The 18,736-nt window shown below is 59.2% G+C and carries 17 protein-coding genes and 1 tRNA gene; 9 read left to right on the plus strand and 9 right to left on the minus strand.

Annotated features, from left to right (window positions below; translation table 11 throughout):
• Positions 1-267: 267 nt before the first annotated feature.
• From gltB to pyk, 3 genes are all read left to right on the plus strand, one after another.
• Positions 268-4,827: a glutamate synthase large subunit gene (gene gltB, locus CVS29_RS10095; RefSeq protein WP_245932177.1), complete on the plus strand. Its 4,560-nt coding sequence runs from the start codon at positions 268-270 to the stop codon at positions 4,825-4,827.
• A complete protein-coding gene (locus CVS29_RS10100; RefSeq protein ID WP_110106175.1) occupies positions 4,820-6,286 on the plus strand; it encodes a glutamate synthase subunit beta in 1,467 nt (488 codons plus the stop codon). Before gltB ends, CVS29_RS10100 begins: the two co-directional genes overlap by 8 nt.
• A gap of 69 nt (positions 6,287-6,355) precedes the next feature.
• On the plus strand, positions 6,356-7,840 hold the full coding sequence (pyk, locus tag CVS29_RS10105) for a pyruvate kinase (protein WP_110106176.1): 1,485 nt from the start codon (positions 6,356-6,358) through the stop codon (positions 7,838-7,840).
• A 140-nt stretch (positions 7,841-7,980) separates the two neighbouring features.
• On the opposite strand, the gene CVS29_RS10110 is transcribed toward pyk, so the two are convergent.
• The gene (locus CVS29_RS10110) at positions 7,981-8,583 is read right to left on the minus strand and encodes an ANTAR domain-containing response regulator (protein ID WP_110106177.1); all 603 of its coding nucleotides are present in this window, start codon (positions 8,581-8,583) and stop codon (positions 7,981-7,983) included.
• A gap of 180 nt (positions 8,584-8,763) precedes the next feature.
• Between CVS29_RS10110 and CVS29_RS10115 the strand changes: the two genes are divergently transcribed.
• Positions 8,764-8,844 (plus strand) — tRNA-Leu (locus CVS29_RS10115).
• Positions 8,845-9,007: 163 nt separating this feature from the next.
• On the opposite strand, the gene CVS29_RS10120 is transcribed toward CVS29_RS10115, so the two are convergent.
• The 3 genes from CVS29_RS10120 to CVS29_RS18870 are packed head-to-tail and all read right to left on the minus strand — an operon-like array spanning position 9,008 to position 10,358.
• Positions 9,008-9,463, minus strand: coding sequence for a universal stress protein (locus CVS29_RS10120; protein WP_110106178.1), 456 nt, complete (start codon positions 9,461-9,463; stop codon positions 9,008-9,010).
• Positions 9,460-10,056, minus strand: a complete 597-nt coding sequence (locus CVS29_RS10125) for a phosphoketolase family protein (protein WP_245932162.1) — start codon at positions 10,054-10,056, stop codon at positions 9,460-9,462. Before CVS29_RS10125 ends, CVS29_RS10120 begins: the two co-directional genes overlap by 4 nt.
• Positions 10,056-10,358 (minus strand): phosphoketolase family protein, encoded by a 303-nt coding sequence (locus tag CVS29_RS18870; RefSeq protein ID WP_245932163.1) that lies wholly within the window; start codon positions 10,356-10,358, stop codon positions 10,056-10,058. Before CVS29_RS18870 ends, CVS29_RS10125 begins: the two co-directional genes overlap by 1 nt.
• A 205-nt stretch (positions 10,359-10,563) precedes the next feature.
• On the opposite strand from CVS29_RS18870, the gene CVS29_RS10130 reads away from it, so the two are divergent.
• The 4 genes from CVS29_RS10130 to CVS29_RS10140 all read left to right on the plus strand — a co-directional run bounded on the left by CVS29_RS10130 (position 10,564) and on the right by CVS29_RS10140 (position 12,533).
• Positions 10,564-11,070, plus strand: coding sequence for a universal stress protein (locus CVS29_RS10130; RefSeq protein WP_110106179.1), 507 nt, complete (start codon positions 10,564-10,566; stop codon positions 11,068-11,070).
• Positions 11,071-11,300: 230 nt separating this feature from the next.
• Positions 11,301-11,444 (plus strand): hypothetical protein, encoded by a 144-nt coding sequence (locus tag CVS29_RS18875; RefSeq protein WP_245932164.1) that lies wholly within the window; start codon positions 11,301-11,303, stop codon positions 11,442-11,444.
• A 31-nt stretch (positions 11,445-11,475) separates the two neighbouring features.
• On the plus strand, positions 11,476-12,000 hold the full coding sequence (locus tag CVS29_RS18880; RefSeq protein WP_245932165.1) for an SPFH domain-containing protein: 525 nt from the start codon (positions 11,476-11,478) through the stop codon (positions 11,998-12,000).
• Positions 12,001-12,068: 68 nt separating this feature from the next.
• Complete coding sequence (locus CVS29_RS10140; RefSeq protein WP_146213033.1) at positions 12,069-12,533, plus strand: universal stress protein; 465 nt, start codon at positions 12,069-12,071, stop codon at positions 12,531-12,533.
• Here the strand turns inward: CVS29_RS10140 and CVS29_RS10145 are convergent.
• Both CVS29_RS10145 and CVS29_RS10150 read right to left on the minus strand, forming a co-directional pair.
• On the minus strand, positions 12,508-13,578 hold the full coding sequence (locus tag CVS29_RS10145; protein ID WP_110106181.1) for a zinc-dependent alcohol dehydrogenase family protein: 1,071 nt from the start codon (positions 13,576-13,578) through the stop codon (positions 12,508-12,510). The two genes, CVS29_RS10140 and CVS29_RS10145, sit on opposite strands and share 26 nt — an antisense overlap.
• Positions 13,579-13,617: 39 nt before the next feature.
• Positions 13,618-14,043, minus strand: a complete 426-nt coding sequence (locus tag CVS29_RS10150) for a pyridoxamine 5'-phosphate oxidase family protein (RefSeq protein ID WP_110106182.1) — start codon at positions 14,041-14,043, stop codon at positions 13,618-13,620.
• 175 nt (positions 14,044-14,218) lie between these two features.
• Here CVS29_RS10150 and CVS29_RS10155 point away from each other — a divergent pair, with 175 nt between their 5' ends.
• Positions 14,219-15,940: a GAF domain-containing sensor histidine kinase gene (locus tag CVS29_RS10155; protein WP_110106183.1), complete on the plus strand. Its 1,722-nt coding sequence runs from the start codon at positions 14,219-14,221 to the stop codon at positions 15,938-15,940.
• On the opposite strand, the gene CVS29_RS10160 is transcribed toward CVS29_RS10155, so the two are convergent.
• The 3 genes from CVS29_RS10160 to CVS29_RS10170 form a co-directional block, all read right to left on the minus strand.
• Positions 15,934-16,632: a response regulator gene (locus CVS29_RS10160; protein ID WP_110106184.1), complete on the minus strand. Its 699-nt coding sequence runs from the start codon at positions 16,630-16,632 to the stop codon at positions 15,934-15,936. The two genes, CVS29_RS10155 and CVS29_RS10160, sit on opposite strands and share 7 nt — an antisense overlap.
• A 264-nt stretch (positions 16,633-16,896) precedes the next feature.
• Positions 16,897-17,538, minus strand: a complete 642-nt coding sequence (locus tag CVS29_RS10165) for an NADPH-dependent F420 reductase (protein ID WP_110106254.1) — start codon at positions 17,536-17,538, stop codon at positions 16,897-16,899.
• A 58-nt stretch (positions 17,539-17,596) separates the two neighbouring features.
• The gene (locus CVS29_RS10170) at positions 17,597-18,067 is read right to left on the minus strand and encodes a pyridoxamine 5'-phosphate oxidase family protein (protein WP_110106185.1); all 471 of its coding nucleotides are present in this window, start codon (positions 18,065-18,067) and stop codon (positions 17,597-17,599) included.
• Positions 18,068-18,736: the final 669 nt, after the last annotated feature.

Here is an 18,736-nt window from a genome sequence, read left to right on the forward strand (position 1 = left end):
CACGCAGGGATCGCTACGGCAGGACCGCCAGAGGGATTAGTCTTCCGGCGCATGGGCCAGCGTCGTCCCGCATCAAGTGTTGTCCCACATCAACGCTCATACCTGGGGAAGGACCTCCACATGGTGACCAAGCAACAAAAAGGCAGTTCCCCTCGGCAAGCGGTTCAGCGGCGCGCGGCGCAGCAGCAAGTGAGCCAGCATCACCAGACCCTGCCTGACCAGATACAGCAGCCTGCAGCGCTCTCGCCGTTTACTCGATTTGCCACCATGCCGGAAAAGGCGGGGCTGTACAACCCCGAGCATGAGAAGGACGCGTGTGGGCTGGCCGTTGTTGCTACCCTGCGAGGCACTCCCGGACACCATATTGTGCAAAAAGCACTGATCGCACTGCGGAACTTAGAACACCGTGGCGCGGTCGGGGCTGATGAAGGCACGGGCGACGGCGCCGGCATTTTGACCCAGATCCCGGATGCGTTCTTCCGGGATGTGACGGATTTCCAGCTTCCCGCGCAGGGTAACTACGCGGTGGGAACCGCCTTTCTCCCAACAGACCCCCAGGAGCTAGCCGCCGCACGGGAGGGCTTAGAGTCCCTTGCCGCTCGTGAAGGCCTGAGAGTTCTGGGTTGGCGGGATGTGCCCGTGGTGGCAAGTTTGGTGGGCGCTAGCGCCCTGGCCTGCATGCCTTATTTCAGTCAACTCTTCCTGACACTGGCCACCGAACCGCAGCAGCCGCTGGCAATCACCGAAGCCAATGAACTGGATGGTTTGGCCTACCGCCTGCGCAAGCGAGCGCAACAGAAATTTGGCGTGTACTTCCCTTCGCTATCATCCAAAACCATGGTCTACAAAGGCATGGTCACCACGGCCCAGTTGGAGCCTTTCTACCCGGACCTCTCCGACGAGCGTTTCGCCAGCAAGCTTGCGGTAGTTCATTCACGGTTCTCCACCAACACCTTCCCGTCGTGGCCGTTGGCGCAGCCTTTCCGTACCATCGCCCACAATGGCGAAATCAATACCGTCAAGGGAAACCGGAACTGGATGCGCGCCCGGCAGTCCACCCTGGCACACCCCTTGCTGGGGGACACCCCGGAGGAGTTATTTCCCATCTGTACCCCCGGCGCCTCGGACTCTGCCTCCTTCGATGAAGTGGCAGAACTGCTGTGGCTCGCTGGGCGGCCCATCACCGAAGCCATCATGATGATGATTCCGGAAGCGTGGGAAAACCATGCCACCATGGACCCTGCCCGGAGGGCGTTCTACGAATACCACTCACTCATGATGGAGCCGTGGGACGGGCCGGCCGCGGTGTCCTTCACTGACGGCACCCTGGTCGGTGCCACGTTGGATCGCAATGGTTTGCGCCCCGCCCGCTATTGGACCACCACTGACGGGCTGGTTGTGCTGGCCTCCGAGGTTGGCGTTCTCGAGCTTGCCCCGGAAACTATCTCCAGCAAAGGCCGGGTAGCGCCGGGCACCATGTTCCTGGTGGACACTGACAAGGGTGTGATCATCAGTGACGCCAGCATCAAGGCCCAGGCCGCAGCCGCCCAGCCCTATGAGCAATGGGCAAAGGAGAACACCTTGCGCCTGGCTGACTTGCCGGATCGCGAGCATGTCATTCACACCACCGCCTCAGTGCTGCACCGCCAGCGCACGTTTGGCTACACCACTGAAGAGCTGAAGATCCTGCTGGGGCCCATGGCCGCTACGGGTGCCGAACCTCTCGGTGCCATGGGGACCGATACTCCGGTGGCGGTGCTCTCCAAACGGCCAAGGCTCCTCTTTGACTACTTTGTTCAACAGTTCGCTCAGGTGACCAACCCGCCCTTGGACGCGATTCGTGAAGAACTCGTCACATCTTTGAACACCACCATTGGTCCGCAAGGGAATCTGCTCTCCCGCAACAAAGTGGCGGCGCCCCAGCTTTCCCTGACCTTCCCTGTGATCAACAATGATGAACTTGCCAAGATTGCCAATATGGAAACCCCTCTTGGGGCGGATGGTTCCGGTGGGGCGCGGATTGCCATGAAGGTGCGTGGCTTGTACAAGCACGACGGCGGCGAGCGTGCCTTGCGTGCCCGGCTGACCGAGATCTGTGAGCAGGTTTCCGGGGCCATCAACCGTGGTGTGCAGTATGTGGTGCTCTCCGATAGGGACTCTTCCGCCGCGTGGGCACCCATCCCGTCACTGCTATTGCTCAGCGCCGTTCATCACCACTTGTTGCGCAGTGCCAACCGCACTAAAGTCTCCCTGGTGGTTGAGGCGGGAGATGTCCGCGAGGTCCACCACGTTGCTGTTCTGGTGGGTTACGGGGCGGCAGCAGTCAATCCATACCTGGCCATGGAATCGGTGGAGGAATTGGTACGCACCGGTGATGTGACGGTAGTGACGGCGGAGCAGGCTGTGTACAACCTGATCAAGGGATTGGGTAAAGGCGTCCTGAAGATCATGTCAAAAATGGGCATCTCTACCGTGTCTTCCTATTGCGGAGCACAAACTTTTGAAGCTTTAGGGCTATCGCATGAACTCGTCAGTGACTACTTCACCGGCACTGTATCCCAGCTGGGAGGTGTGGGCCTTGATGTGATCGCCGCAGAGGTCAGCGCCCGGCACATCCTTGCCTACCCTGTTGATGGGGTAGACGTGCCGCACCGCCCGCTTCTGGGCGGTGGCGAGTATCAGTGGCGCCGCGATGGTGAACCCCACCTGTTCAACCCTGACACCGTGTTCCGGCTCCAGCATGCCACCAGGGAACGCCGCTATGACATCTTCAAAAAGTACAGCGACGGCATCAACGATCAGGCCCGCGAACTTAACACCTTCCGCGGCCTGCTCACCTTCAAGGACCGCCAACCCATCCCGCTGGAGGAAGTCGAAGCAGTACACAGCATTGTTAAGCGGTTCTCCACCGGAGCCATGAGCTACGGTTCCATCTCCCAAGAGGCGCACCAGACGCTGGCCATTGCCATGAACCGGTTGGGTGCAAAATCAAATACGGGGGAGGGCGGGGAAGATGTTGACCGGCTCCTCGATCCGGAACGCCGCAGCGCCATCAAACAAGTTGCCTCGGGCCGTTTTGGTGTGACAAGCCTGTACCTGAGCAATGCCACGGACATCCAAATCAAAATGGCTCAAGGCGCCAAGCCTGGTGAGGGCGGGCAGCTCATGGCCCAAAAAGTATACCCGTGGATTGCCGAGACCAGGCACTCAACACCCGGGGTGGGACTCATCTCTCCGCCGCCGCATCACGATATTTATTCGATCGAAGACTTGGCCCAGCTGATCTATGACTGCAAACGAGCCAACCCCAGCGCCAGGGTCCACGTCAAGCTCGTCTCTGAGATGGGAATTGGCACCGTAGCGGCCGGCGTGACCAAGGCCAAGGCCGACGTGGTCCTGGTTTCCGGGCACGACGGCGGAACCGGCGCCTCCCCGCTGAACTCGCTTAAACACGCGGGGATGCCATGGGAGCTGGGGTTGGCCGAAACTCAGCAAACCCTGCGTCTGAACGGTTTGCGTGAACGGGTTGTGGTACAGGTGGATGGACAGCTGAAGACGGGCCGCGATGTGGTGATTGCCGCGCTGCTAGGGGCCGAGGAGTACGGCTTCGCCACGGCACCGCTGGTAGTTTCCGGCTGCGTCATGATGCGTGTGTGCCATCTGGATACCTGCCCCGTGGGTGTGGCCACCCAGAACCCCGAGTTGCGCAGCAGGTTCACGGGAAAGCCAGAATTCGTGGTCAACTTCTTCGAGTTCCTGGCGCAGGAGGTGCGTGAGACATTGGCCGCGCTAGGCTTCCGCACTTTGGAGGAGGCCATTGGTCACAGCGAGGTGCTGGACTTGCGTGCAGCCGTGGGCCATTGGAAAACAGCGGGGCTGGATCTGAGCCCCATCCTCTCCGATGCAGGAGTTCGCCCGGATGCCCCCGTGCGGAATCTGGTCCAACAAAACCATGAGCTGGAGAAGCACTTTGACCAGCAGCTCATCACCATGGCACAGGATGCACTCACAGCGCGTGTCCCGGTGAAAATCAGTCTGCCTATTGTCAACACGGACCGTTCGGTTGGCACCATGCTGGGCCATCACGTCACCCGCACGTTTGGTATTGACCTCCTGGGTCCGGACACGATTGACGTGACGCTGAAGGGACAAGCTGGTCAGTCACTGGGCGCGTTCCTGCCCGCAGGGATCACGCTGCGTTTGCTCGGCGATGCCAACGATTACGTGGGCAAAGGACTTTCAGGGGGCCGGATCACGGTGACTCCTGAGCGTGAAAGCAAGTTCGTCGCGGAGGAAAATGTGATTGCCGGGAACGTCATTGGCTACGGTGCCACCAGCGGGGAGATGTTCCTCCGCGGACTAGTGGGGGAGCGCTTCCTAGTCCGCAATTCCGGGGCAACCGCTGTGGTTGAGGGTATAGGGGACCATGGGTGTGAATACATGACAGGTGGCACCGCCTTAATTTTGGGAGCCACAGGACGCAATTTTGGTGCAGGCATGTCCGGCGGCACGGCTTACGTTTTGGACTTGGACAGGATGTTAGTGAACAAGGCGGCGCTGGAAGCGGGGGAACTGGTGCTCTTGAGCCCGGACAGCGTTGATGCAGACGTGATCGGCTCACTGTTGCGCCGGCACGCCGAAGAGACCGGTTCAGAAGTTGCCTCAGCCCTCCTCGCCGATTTCCCGGCCACCCTGGCGCGGCTGACAAAGGTCCTGCCCCGCGACTATGCAGCAGTTTTACAAACCCGGTTGGCAGCAGCTGATCTGGGTGAGGATCCGGATGGGGCAACCGTCTGGGCGAAAATTTTGGAGGTTACCCGTGGCTGATCCACATGGATTCTTGAACAATCGCGAACGTATCACCCAGAAGCGGCGCCCCGTCCCCGTGCGTCTCATGGACTTCAAAGAAGTCTATGAGGCTCAGGAAAAAGGCGTACTCAAGGCCCAGGCCGGACGTTGCATGGACTGTGGGGTGCCGTTCTGCCATCAGGGCTGTCCCCTGGGAAACCTGATTCCGGAATGGAATGACCTCACGTGGCGGGACAAAGGCCAGGATGCTATTGAGCGCCTGCACTCCACCAACAACTTTCCTGAGTTCACTGGCCGGCTGTGCCCGGCTCCCTGTGAAAGTGCCTGTGTGCTGGGGATCAATCAGCCTGCCGTGACCATCAAACAAGTTGAGGTCTCGATCATCGATGAGGCCTTCAACCAGGACTGGGTCCACCCGCTGCCGCCCACCAGGCTCACAGGCAAGACAGTCGCCGTCGTAGGTTCCGGGCCTGCCGGGCTGGCTGCGGCCCAGCAGCTGACCCGAACCGGGCACACCGTGGTTGTGTACGAGCGCGCGGAACGTATTGGTGGGCTGCTGCGCTACGGAATTCCTGATTTCAAGCTGGAGAAGGAGAGCGTGGATCGCCGGGTGGTGCAGATGGAGGCGGAAGGAACCCGTTTCCGCACGGGCGTGGAGGTTGGGCGTGACATTGGGTGGCAGGACCTGCGGCGCCGAGTTGACGCCGTCATTGTTTGCACGGGTGCCACGGTGCCGCGTGATCTGCCTATTCCGGGCCGTGAGCTGGCGGGTGTACATTTCGCCATGGACTATCTGGTGCAGGCCAACAAGAAAGTTGCGGCTGAAACGTTCGGCACCGGCGAGGCAGGGCTCATTGATGCCCGCGGTAAGCATGTGGTCATCTTGGGCGGTGGAGACACCGGTGCCGACTGTTTGGGCACGGCGCATCGCCAGGTGGCCGCTTCAGTGACAACGCTGGCTATTGGCCAGCAGCCTCCGCGGGAACGTTCTGCACACCATCCGTGGCCCATGTTTCCCAACCTTTTTGAAGTGGCCAGTGCGCACGAGGAAGGTGGGGAGCGGACATACTTGGCGTCCACGGTGGAATTTTTAGGCGACAACGGAGTTCTGAGCGGGCTAAAAATTGCCGAGACAGAGTACCGTGATGGCGCCCGTGTGCCCAAGGCTGGTACGGAGCGGATTATCCCGGCAGATCTGGTGCTCCTTTCCCTAGGATTCACAGGTCCTGAATCTGAGCAGTTGGTTCAGCAAATCACGGTCAGTTTGGACTCCCGCTCAAATATTGATAGGGACGGCTACTACATGACACAGTGCGAGGGCGTGTTTGCTGCCGGAGATGCCGGGCGCGGACAATCACTGATTGTGTGGGCCATTGCCGAGGGCCGGGCCTGTGGGGCTGCAGTGGATAAATACTTGATGGGCGAGACTTTTTTGCCTGCGCCTGTCTCACCCAGTGACTCGGCTATCAGTGTGTAGTGCCGAGACGATAGGCTAGAGGCAAGTCACTAAAAATTTCTGCTGAAAAACACACACAAGGTAGGTACATTGAGACGCGCAAAAATTGTTGCGACTTTCGGGCCGGCAATCGCCAGCTATGAAAACACACTTGCGGTACTGGAGGCGGGCGTCAACGTAGCCCGCATGAACATGAGCCACGGCGATTACACCGTGCACCAAAATACGTACAACAACGTCCGTAAGGCCGCTGAGGCACTGGGCAAGCCCGTAGCTGTGATGGCTGACTTGCAGGGCCCCAAAATCCGTTTGGGCCGTTTCGCCAATGGCGAGGGCTATGATCTGGCCGTGGGCGATGTTTTCACCATCACCACCGAGGACGTTCCGGGCACCAAAGATATCTGCTCCACCACGCTTAAGTCTTTGACTGAAGACGTCAAGGTTGGCGACATCATGCTGATCGACGATGGCAAGGTCTCCGTTCAGGCAACTGCGGTTGACTCCATCAAGGTTGTTACCGTTGTTACCGTTCCGGGCAAGGTCTCCAACAACAAGGGCATCAACCTACCCGGTGTTGCTGTGAACGTCCCCGCCTTGAGCGAAAAAGATGAAGACGATCTGCGCTGGGCACTTGAGTGCGGCGTGGACTTGGTCGCTTTGTCGTTCGTGCGTGACGCCGCTGATATCAGCCGTGTCCACGAGATCATGGACGAAGAAGGCCGCCGCGTGCCGGTGATTGCCAAGATCGAAAAGCCGCAGGCCGTGGCGAACTTGGAAGCAATTGTTGACGCGTTTGACGCCATCATGGTTGCTCGTGGGGACTTGGGTGTGGAGCTTCCCTTGGAAGATGTCCCGCTGGTTCAGAAGAAGTGTGTTGAAATGGCACGCCGCTGGGCCAAGCCCGTCATCGTAGCCACGCAGGTGCTTGAATCCATGATCGAAAGCCCTCGCCCCACCCGCGCAGAAGCTTCTGACTGCGCAAACGCTGTGCTCGACGGTGCAGATGCAGTCATGCTCTCCGGCGAGACAAGCGTTGGTAAGTTCCCGATCGAGACCGTCAAGGTCATGGCCCGGATCATCGAAGCTGCTGAAGAAGAAGCCGGCATGAAGCTGATCCCCAAGCTCGGCTCTCAGCCCAGAACCCGCGGCGGCGTCATCACCGCAGCAGCTGTGCAGATCGCCGATCAGCTGGACGCGAAGTTCATTGCCACGTTCACACAGTCGGGTGACTCCGCTCACCGCCTCTCCCGCCTGCGCCCGTCCAAGCAGGTCTTCGCGTTCACTCCGGATGAGCGTGTTCGGAACCAGCTGGCCCTTGCTTGGGGTATTGAGCCCGTGCTGGTTCCCTCTGTTGCTCACACTGACGCCATGACCGAGCAGGTTGATACCACGCTGTTGGCCAAGGGCTTGGTTGAGGAAGGCGACATGGTTGTTATTGCAGCCGGTTCCCCTCCCGGACAGGCTGGCTCCACCAACTTGGTTAAGGCACACGTGGTTGGCGATCAAGCTGATATCGGAAAGACCGGCGGCGTTCGCGCAGTCAAGGAAAAGATTGGTCCCTGGCCCGTTGGCTAAGCTTTCTTGACCAAAGCACGAGACGGCGGCACTCACCGATTGGTGGGTGCCGCCTCAGTGCTTTGTGGGCCGGTGAGCTATTCTGGCCCCACGCCGGCACGTTCCCTGGCTGAGGAACGAAGCGAGGGGGCCGGTGGGGACTAGTTGACCTGGTTGATAATGGTCTCGGCTACTTCGCGCATGCTCAAGCGGCGGTCCATGGAGGTCTTCTGGATCCAGCGGAAAGCCTCGGGCTCGCTCAAGCCCATCTTGGTGGTCAGTAGGGACTTGGCGCGCTCTACGAGCTTGCGGGTGGCGAACTGCTCCTGGAGATCGGAAACTTCTTCCTCGAGCGCCTTGATCTCTTCGTGGCGGGATAGCGCGATCTCCAGTGCCGGGATGAGGTCAGCGGGGGTGAAGGGCTTGACCACGTAGGCCATGGCGCCGGCGTCGCGGGCACGCTCCACGAGTTCCTTCTGGCTGAAGGCTGTGAGCAAGACCACGGGGGCAATGCGAGCCTTGACGATGATCTCAGCTGCCGTGATGCCATCCATGACGGGCATCTTGACATCCATCAGGACCAGGTCCGGCTTGAGTTCCTTGGCGAGCTCCACGGCCTTCTCGCCGTTGTCCGCTTCGCCAACAACGTCGTAGCCCTCTCCTCGAAGAATTTCCATGATGTCCAGGCGGATTAGTGTTTCATCCTCAGCAACAATGACGCGGCGTGCGGGGGAGGTGGGGGTTGATTCCGCTTGTTCAGACACAAAGACTCCTTGTAAAGGGTGAGGTACACCACATTTTGCAAATAATTACCCCCGAAGGGGCTTCAGTTCCACAAAACAGCCTATATGCATGTAGAGTAGATGCGCGCACTCGTTCGGAAGTGATTCCACAAACGGGGGCGTGATGTTCGTAACGGTGTTGCTTGCAGCACGTTAATGAAGGCCCGAGTGGCGGAATGGCAGACGCGCTGCACTCAAAATGCAGTATCGAAAGATGTGTGGGTTCAAGTCCCACCTCGGGCACATTTCATACAAAGAATGACCTCCTGGAGACAGGGGGTCATTCTTGTTTCCGCCTGGTGCTGTCCGCGTAGCTCCGCTGGTGAATGGGAGATGGGGGGCAGTGCCCTCGCTGAGGCCGGTATTTCCTTGCCAGCATCATTGTGTTGCAGATATGTCCCCCAGTTCATGCATGGTCCTGTCCTGGCTTTGGGGCGTGGACAATGAGCACGGGACAGTGGGCGTGGGAAACGCAGGCGGAACTGACCGAACCCATCAGCAGGCCGGTGAATCCGCCAAATCCACGCCGGCCCAGAACCAGCAGTGAAGCCTCCTTACTGGCCTCGATCAGGCTCTGTCGGGGAGGCCCCATTTTCAGTCCGGTAGTCAGGTTTTCGGGCCAGTCCATGCCAAATGCGGCCTCGATCGCAGTGTCCAGAATCCCCTGTGCCGCCCCCTTGAAGTCGAAGGTGCCCACAGAGTAGGGAAGTTGGTAAGAAGTGGGAATTGTCCAGCACACCAGAGCGCGGACGGGTGTGCCCAGTCTGGTGGACAGTCTGACAGCTTCCTGCAGTGCCGCAATGGAGGGTTGGGATCCATCGACCCCCACCACGATGGCTGTCGGGACCAGTTTGCCGTTCATGATTCATTCCCTTTGCTCTTTGGAGGCGTCCAGACCCAGTCGTGAATCTCCGGTAGATCCTTCCGATGCTCCCGAATACAACTTCCGTGCTTCTTGAACATCGATTGGCAATGGCCCGCCTGTTCCTGTGCCTCGTCAAAGTGCAGGCCCACCCGGTCCACGGCCTCCAACGCAAGGTGGTCTGGACTCATCAGGTTCAGGTGGCCGTGCAGGAGTTGATGGAAGGCGCGGCCGTAGCCGTGCAATGCCGCTATCACCTCACCGTCTGGCGTGAATAGCCATTCAAAGTCGGCGTCAGGGATACCGCGCGGATGCTCTTGCTCGTCCACGACCACCTGGTTCAGGCTGGGAACGGGGTTCCGCCAAGGAAGTTCACGGGCGTGCTCCAGCCAACTTTCTTGTTGGATGGTCATGGAAGCACTCACCCTGGCAGACGTCTCGTAGGTGGCAAGAAGCCCGGGGTGGACCAGGACAGGATCGTTGCCGGAGACAACCGCCGGGGCCTGCCAGGCGCCCTCCAAGGGAGCCGCCTCCGCTTCGCCGTCCCCCACAACACAGGCCACGACGGCGGGACCGCCATGGCCGGGACCCATTACGAAGGGCATCCTGGCCCGGTATTGCGAATTAGCCGGTTGAGGTGGACGCAAATCAATAAAATCCCCGGGCTCGTATCCCAGTGCCCGAGCAAGCGATGTTTGATGTCCTCTGCCGCCAATGGTAGGCGCAGCACGGCATTGTCCTGAAGAGAGATTTGCGCCGCAGTCAGGTAGCTGGCGGCATTCCAGTACCGGTGCAAGAGGGAGAATTCTGCGGGCAATCCGGCTTGACTGGACCCTCGTTGGGTTTGGTGGTTGATTCCATCAAGGTTGCTGTTCAAGGCAGGCTCCGTGTTCATTTCGCTGATTTTGTGCCGGGTCGACCGTCGTTCCGACGCAGGCAAACAATGTCCGTTACTCTCAGCTTGGCACGCACGGATTCATACCGTTAGGGCCCTTAGACTCTGTCAGGGCACGTCAGTGGCCGTGAAAGATGGAGGGAAGGCGCAGCTAGGCTGAACTGCTCGAAGCGCACACGAAAACTAACGAAAGATGGTTCGAGTCATGGAAGACCAGACAACCCGTGGGGGATCACACATTGTGGTTGGTGTCGATGGCTCACCCGAGTCTGGGCTGGCCCTGCGATGGGCACAAACGCTGGCGGGCACACTTGGGGCAACCATCACCGCCGTCACAGCCTGGCACTTTGATACCTCTTTTGGCCCCTATACGCCGTCTGAATGGAATCCCGAGTCAGACGCCCAGCAGGTTCTGGCGGACGCCCTGGCACAAGCGTTTGGGGATCAGTTCCCTCCAGGATTGAAGGCACAGGCAATCCGGGGCCGTCCGGCACAAGTTCTCATCGATGAGGCAAAGTCCGCCAAGATGCTCATTGTCGGCTCCCGTGGGCGTGGGGGATTCGCCAGCTTGTTGCTGGGCTCTGTCAGTTCGGCGTGTGCTGAACACGCAAGTTGCCCGGTGTTGGTGGTTCATGGAGCGGAAGATGCTGCGGAGGTGGTGACTGTGGGCGAAATCCATGAGGACGTCGATGAGCCTGGCCGTATCAGCTGAGCCGGCAGACCTCACACAGATTGCAAGTACTCGCACAGCCCGACTGAGCGGTGAGCAAGATCTTCGTGAACTACAGTCCGCGGAAAGTGGCTTGAGTGGAGGGTTGAGCTAACGTAAGTTTCGCTGTCCGTGAGTTCGCATCAGCGCTTACGCGGCGACAACCCCTCCGGTTTGTCGATCACGGTCCGCCCGTGTCATTCCACGAGTGGACGGCTCTCTAAGGAAACGCCATGACCATCCTCGTTGGTAGCATTCTGGCCATCGTCATACTGCTCTTGTTCGTGGCAGCGCTTGCCCTCCATGTAGTCAATCAGTATGAAATCGGCCTATTTTTCGCCTGGGCCGCGTCACAAACGTCAAAAAGCCCGGCCTAGCCCTGACTATCCCCGTGATCGAAAGGATGCCGTGAAATTACTGATTGTCATTGAAAACGTGTACTCCGTGATCGACCAAATTGCCCAGACCACCTTGCGGAAAGTCGTTGGGCAACACACCCTAGATGAGACGCTGGCTGCGCTTAAGGACATTCAGCTCCCTGACAGCATGAAACGTGCCATGGCCCGCCAAACGGAAGTAGAGACGGAAAGGCGGGCAGAAATCATTGCCGCCAAAGGCGAATCATTGGCCGGCGGCGCGCTCGTTGACGCCTCGGACACCATGATGGCAGACCCGCTGGCGCTCCAGCTCAGGAACCTCCAGACGCTGGTGGAGTTGGGCGTGGACAAGAACACCACTGTTGTATTCCCCGCCCCGCTGATGAGCGCCATCAGCGAACTGGGTGCTTTCATGGCCCGCGAGACCGCATTGGCGAAAGCTGTAAAGACACCTGGCGTTGCCGCGACGGGAATGCCCCGCGGCCTCGTTGACCCGCTTGCTGCCGTCCTCGAGAACCAGGCCAGGCAGACTCCTACGGACTTTAGGACTCTTTGATTTATGCGCGGCGGGCGGAGCGGCTCCACCTTGGCCTGCTTCTGGTTCATGTGATCCCTGAGGATCTGGTGTCACATGGGAATCCCGAGTACCGAAGTGTTCACGACGCCATTGTCGGCCTCCTGGAGAGTGAGGCAGGCAGGGCTCGGGAACTTGCGCAAGCCGTGCATGTGCAGACCAGGCTGGTCAGTGGTGAGACGGTTCCTGTGCTGGTCGAGTTGTCAGCCAGTGCCACCATGGTGGTGGTCGGAACGGACCGGATGGCCACGCGGGACGATATGGAGGGGCGTATGATCCTGGAGTCAACCGTCTCCTGCCTGCGAGCCCGCCAGATACATCTGAGCGTTTCCGAACGCTTCGACTCTGCGGATGCACCAGCCAGGGCCCTGGCTGGTGCATCGCAGGGGGCTGCGATACTCGTGGTGGGAAGCCGCGGCCTGGGAGCGGTGCAGCACGCGATCATGGGCTCAGTGACACAGGTTCTGCCTTTGCACGTTCCCTGCCCCCCTATCCTGACCCGACCAGCCGGGTGAGGATGACTTTGAGGGCCTTGGTTTCCGCCGCCCGGGAGAACGTGTCGTACGCTTCAAGGAACTGGTCAAAGGTGAAGTGGTGAGTTGCCAGTTTGCTGGCCGGGATCTTGTCCTGGGCCACGAGTTTGAGCAGCATCGGGGTGGTGCTGGCGTTGACCAGGCCCATGCTGATGGTGATATTTCTGATCCACAGCTCCGCCATGTTCAGGGTGACCGCCTGCCCGTGGACGCCGACGTTGGCCACGTGGCCGCCGGGCCGGACCAGATCCAGGGCCATGGTGAGGGTTTGCGGGGTGCCAACGGCTTCAATGGAGACGTCGACGCCGGCACCGTCGGTTAGGGCGAGTACCTGGGCTTTCCAGCCCGGGGAGCCGGAAACTACTGTGTTAGTGGCCCCGAAAACGAGCGCCTGATCAAGGCGGTTTTCATCCAGGTCGATGGCTATGATCGTCGCTGCTCCGTAGAGTCCGGCCGTGGCAATCGCGGCCAGGCCTACGGGGCCGGCCCCGATGACGGCGACGACGTCCCCCGGGGCGACGTGCCCGGCCTTGACACCAATTTCAAAGCCCGTCGGGAGTATGTCCGAAAGCATGACACCTTGATCGTCGCTGACATTCTCTGGCAATTTGTACAGCGAGTTGTCCGCATACGGGACCCTGACATACTCTGCCTGGGTCCCGTCAATGAGGTGGCCGAAGATCCAGCCAATGCCGGACTCACCTTCATCTCCAAGGCAGTGGGAGTACAGGCCGATTCTGCAGTTGGTGCAATGCCCACATGACTTGATGCACGAGATGATGACGCGGTCGCCGACGGTAAAGTTGCTGACCGTCTGGCCCAGTTCGATAACCGTCCCGACCCCCTCATGGCCAAGAATGCGCCCATTGTGCACGGCAGGAACGTCCCCCTTGAGGATATGCAGGTCAGTGCCGCAAATGGTGGTTGTATCGACGCGCACAATGGCGTCGGACGGATGAAGTATTGCCGGATTAGGGACATCGGTCCAACTGATCTGTCCTGGACCGTCGTAGACGAGCGCTTTCATTGTTTGTCCTTGCGTTGGGGGTGGTATTCGGACACGTGACTACTCAAAGGTTGAGCGTCGTGTATCGGCCAGTGGTGTAGTCCAAATGTCGGCCCTGGGGACGGGAAACCGCCGCCCATTGAGCGTCACTGTGTTGATGCGCACCACGTGTTCCTTGTTGCCGCCCTGCCACGGTTGAAGGGGCGGGACTGTGGGTTCGGCGAGCCCGGAGTCGTAGTGGAGCTCTTGGCCGATGCCGCACAGGACCACGCTCCAGGCTTGCTCTGTTGTCGCCTCGTAGCCATCAATTTCAAAGGCCACCTGGGAGTTGGAAGTTACGGCAAGGAATTTGGCTCCTTCGGCGGTGCGAAAAATGACCGAGCCGTTGTTCACCGCGTAGTTGACCGGAAAGATTTCCGCGTGAGCTTCAATGACAACGGCCGGGGAATCGGGGGTAGTCACTGCCGGATTTGATTTCATCGTCATAGAACCGACTCTAAGGGTCTAGTGCCGGGGGCTGTAGGGCACAAAGCCCCCAACGGCGTGGGCTGGGTGGCCATACTTGAGAGCCGAACTTCGGCCAACCAGCGTAGTCTGTCGATAGTGGCCCAAATGAGGTGGGCCAGTGCCCGAATACCGATGGCCGATCGAAGGTGGGTCTATGGAAGAATTTAACGTGGATTCGGCTGAGCCATTGCTGCCGACTGCAACAGGCACAAGGATTGAGGATCTGCTCAGGGAATTTGTTGATCGAGCGGGCGAACTGCTCTCAACGCAGGAACGAATGAGGGGCTTGTTAGCGGCTGTCGTTTCAGTGGCCGAAGACCTCAGCCTTGATGCAGTTTTAGAGAGGGTGGTGAAATCGGCCTGCACGCTCTTGAACGCCCGCTATGCCGCGCTGGGAGTCATCGGTGAAGACCAGTCATTGAGCCACTTCATTACCGTTGGTATTGATGAGGATCTGATTTGCAAGATTGGTTCCTTGCCCACTGGGCACGGAGTCCTGGGCCTGTTAACCAGTGACCCGCGCCCGTTACGCCTGCATGATTTGAATGCTCACCCGGCCTCCGTTGGCTTCCCTGACAACCATCCGCCCATGGTGACTTTTTTGGGTGTCCCCGTACGTGTCCGGGGGAAGGTCTTTGGCAACCTGTACTTGACTGAGAAGGCAGGCGCCGAAGACTTTACGGTCGAGGATGAGGAATTGGCTGTAGCCTTGGCGGCCGCGGCCGGGGTTGCCATTGAAAATGCCCGTTTGTTTGAGGATGCCAGGCGCCGTTCTCGTTGGCTGGAAGCGTGTATGTACGTCACGGGCCGAATGATGGATGACGAACGGAACATCACCGAGAGTAGTCTGGACATGATCGCGGAGTCCGCTATGGCGGAATCGGACTCCGCCCTGACCATGATTGTGGTATCTGCGGAGAACGGACCTGAGCTTTATGTCGCAGCGGCCGTCGGGGAACGTGCACCGCTGCTGGTCGGGCGCACGTTGGCGTTGGACTCCCCGGCAATCGCAGAAGTGTTGCAGTCAGGTATCCCGACGGAGTTTGAAGATGCCACTGATCTGCTAGGCGAAGCGGACGGGACTGGCTTTGGGCCAATAATGGTCATAGCGTTGGGCCCGCAGGGAACAAATCAGGGTCTTTTGATCTTCGCGCGGAGCCAGGGTTCAGCCAGCTATTCCCGGATCGAAATGGAAATGAGCGCCGTGTTTGGATCCCATGTTGCGTTGGCCTTGGAACTGGCCCGGACGCACAGGTTGCGTGAACAGCTCATGGTTTTCACCGACCGGGACCGAATCGCCAGAGACTTGCACGACGTCGTCATTCAGAGGCTTTTTGCCGCTGGGCTCAGCGTCCAGAGTCTGCAGCGGTTCATCACGGACAAGACGGCCTCGAAGAGGATCAGGGCCGTCACAACCGAGCTTGATGAGACCATTCGTGACCTGCGCAACACTATTTATTCACTGAGGGTCAGTGCCGGTGAAACGGAGCTGCTCAGCGATTTGATCCTGCGGGCCGTTCGCAATGCTGCCAGGCCGCTGGCCTTCGCGCCGCGGTTGAATCTGGCTGGCCCCATCGACTCTGCGATTTCCGAGGAGACGGCCAAACACCTTTTGGCAGTCTTGTCCGAAGGATTGAGCAACGCGGTGCGCCATTCCGATGCCGGCGCCATCGAAGTTTCCGTTGATGTTGTGGGGGAGACGGTGACCATCACTATTGACGACGACGGCGTGGGGTTGGGAGTCCCGGGTCAACGAAGCGGGCTTTCCAACATGGAACAACGGGCCAAAATACTCAACGGGACATTTGAGATTGGTAGTACAAACGGAAGGGGAACCCGCCTCAGGTGGTGCGTACCTGTGGCAGGTCCTCAATGATGTTCTGGAGTGCTCTTCCACCGCGTGTCGGTAATGAATACCGCCGCCTGGGTGCGTCGTTCAAATCCCAGCTTGGCCAGCAGCGATGAGACGTAGTTCTTGATCGTCTTTTCGGCGAGAAACATTTCGCGGCCAATATCCCGGTTGGTTAAGCCATGCCCAATGAACTGCAGGACGCGGGCTTCCTGCGGGGTCAAGGCCGAGATTCGTGGATCCATGCGTTCTGGTTCGGCCAGTCCCTGGATCACTTTCGCCATCACCTCGGGGCTAAAGAGTGATTCGCCTTTGGCGGTCCGGTGAAGGGAGGTGAGTAAGTCTGTGCCGTCAATTTCCTTCAACACGTAGCCAGCTGCGCCGGCAAGAACAGCACCACGCAGCGCCTGTTCGTCGTCGTAACTGGTGAGAATAAGGCATCGCAGCGTTGGATCAACGGACCGTACGTCACGGCAGACTTCTATGCCCGTACCATCGGGCAGGCGGGCATCCAACACGGAAACGTCCGGATGCAATGCCGGAATGTGACGGGTGGCCTCCTGAGCCGAACCGGTAGAACCAATGACCCTGAAACCCTCGCCCTCCAGGAGTTCCTTCAATCCCCGCCGGACGAGTTCATGGTCGTCGAGAATGAAGACCGTTATGGGAGCTACAGGCTCGCGCGAGGTCAGTCGATCAGGATCAATTGGCCGATCCATGGTCCTCATTCTCCGTTCGTGATGATGGTTCCCACTGAGGGTTCTGTTGAGGCGTTGAAGTAGTCTTCCTTCGTTTGTATCAGTATTGCCAGTCTTTCTTACCCACCAAGGTCCAACAAGGGCACAAAGTCATAGGGGATCAGCCCGAGTTCTGTGTGTCCAGATCCGCCAGTTGCTGACCTTCCTGGCAGGCCAGCAACCTGCCCTTACCTCAGCGATCCCTGCTAGGGCTGCGATATGTGATGCCTAGGCAGTTAGGAACTTTTAGGGGAGGAGGTTCAAGGACGTGTCCCAGTTGAAGTTCTCATGGGCGGGGCTGACTTGCAGGGCCATGACCAACAGCATCATGGCCTCCAGGTCGCGCGCCCGGCGAAGCGGCCCAACATCGATGGGCCGCAACCCCGACGCGGCAACAACGGAGCTGACCTTGAGCTTGGCCTGTTCCGAGTCACCAGCAATGAAGACATCCAGTGGCACTCTGGCCACCGATCCCAACTCCAGCGGCTTCGCGAAACAGGTGTTGAATGCCTTGACCACGAACGCATCGGCAGTGGTGTGAAGAGCGATTTCTTCGGCGGCTGAGGTTCCCACGGGGGTCACTAGGCTGTCGAAGGTGGCCAAGTCAACGGGGTTGCAAATATCCACCACTACACGTCCTGCCAGGGCATCACCGTAGAAGATCACCGATTTCTTGGCCTCAGCAAACGGTACAGCGAGGAAAACGATGCCGCCTTCGACGACGGCGCCTTCCCCGCCACCCTGAGCCCCGGCTCCGAGAAACTCGACGAGCTCGCGGGTCTTTTCCCCGTTGCGTCCCAGAATCTGCACGGAGTGCCTGGCACTGATCATCCGTACAGCGATGGACCTGGCCATATTGCCGCTACCAATGATGGTTATTTGTTCCATGGCTTTGCTGTCTTTCAGAAGGAGATGCGTGTGTAGGTGAATCTTGATGTGGTGGTTCTCATTCGGCTGAGGCGTGGGTGGCATTCGCTTGGGGGGTCCACCACTGCGCTGGATCGATCACCTTGAATTTACGGCCTGTGACTAAAGTTGGAACAATGCGGACAAAGGCATTCTTGTGCCCGGAGTGCCAGGGAAAGAGCATAAGAGAGTAGCTATCCAACACATCCTGGGTCGAACTGATGAGCGCGGCATTGCCTTTCACAACAACACTCCACGCAACGCCGCTGGCGGGGTCGACGCCGTCGGCCTCAAGGGCTACAGGCGTATCACGCTGGGCTGCGGCAAGCTTTGTTCCTTCGCCGGTGCGAAAGACAATGGTGCCATGGTCAACGGTGAAGTTGATGGGAAAAATATCTGGGTGGTCAGTGACCCAGACGGCCAGACGCCCCACGGATACTCCGCGAAGTAGGGCCCAGCACTCATGAACGGGTAGTTCCTCCGTGTGGGCGGCAGCTGGTTTGTTCATCATGGAATCGAGCCTAAACGGACGGCGCCGGTGGCACTAGAGTCTAAAGACCCGCAGCGGTGGCGATGCTCAAATTGCACTGCGGAAACGTGGAGTGGAAAGGTTTATGGTCCTCCCTGGACATCGGTATGCGGGCTGCGCTTTGTTCTAGGCCAAAGTCCTGAGCGGAACAAGCGGCTGCCCGATGTGCGGCGGAACGTCCAAGCCGGCAACCAGTCGGTTACCGATTTATTCAGCCCGGGCCGTCAGCGGAGCCAACTGCTCTGAATACAAGTGGACTTCGACACCGTTGTCCAGACCGTCAATCAAAGGTCGTATCTTATCGGGGAGCTCGGTACCCAGACCTAGCGCCGGCTAGACCCCATTTAGCACCTACCGGAGCATGCTGGCTGGGTGGTGTCCTCGGACGGGTTAGTTACTGCTGGCCCTCCGGGGACCCGCAAACGGTCAAAGCGCTGGCAGCTCGGACAAACAAGCCGCATGACCACGATCTTCACGCATAAGTCGAGAGTCGAGCGCCCCCAGGTCAAACTGCGGACGATCCAGGATCAGGACGCACCCGTGCTTCACCGGCCGCTTCAGGACTCCGAAGCGGCGATTTCTACTGTGTCAGTGCACTCCGGGAGCCAGAGAAGATTGCCGTGGTCTATTGATGAGCCCCGCTGCAGCAGT

The organism is Arthrobacter psychrochitiniphilus, from assembly GCF_003185915.1.
In the GTDB taxonomy this organism is placed as follows: domain Bacteria; phylum Actinomycetota; class Actinomycetes; order Actinomycetales; family Micrococcaceae; genus Specibacter; species Specibacter psychrochitiniphilus.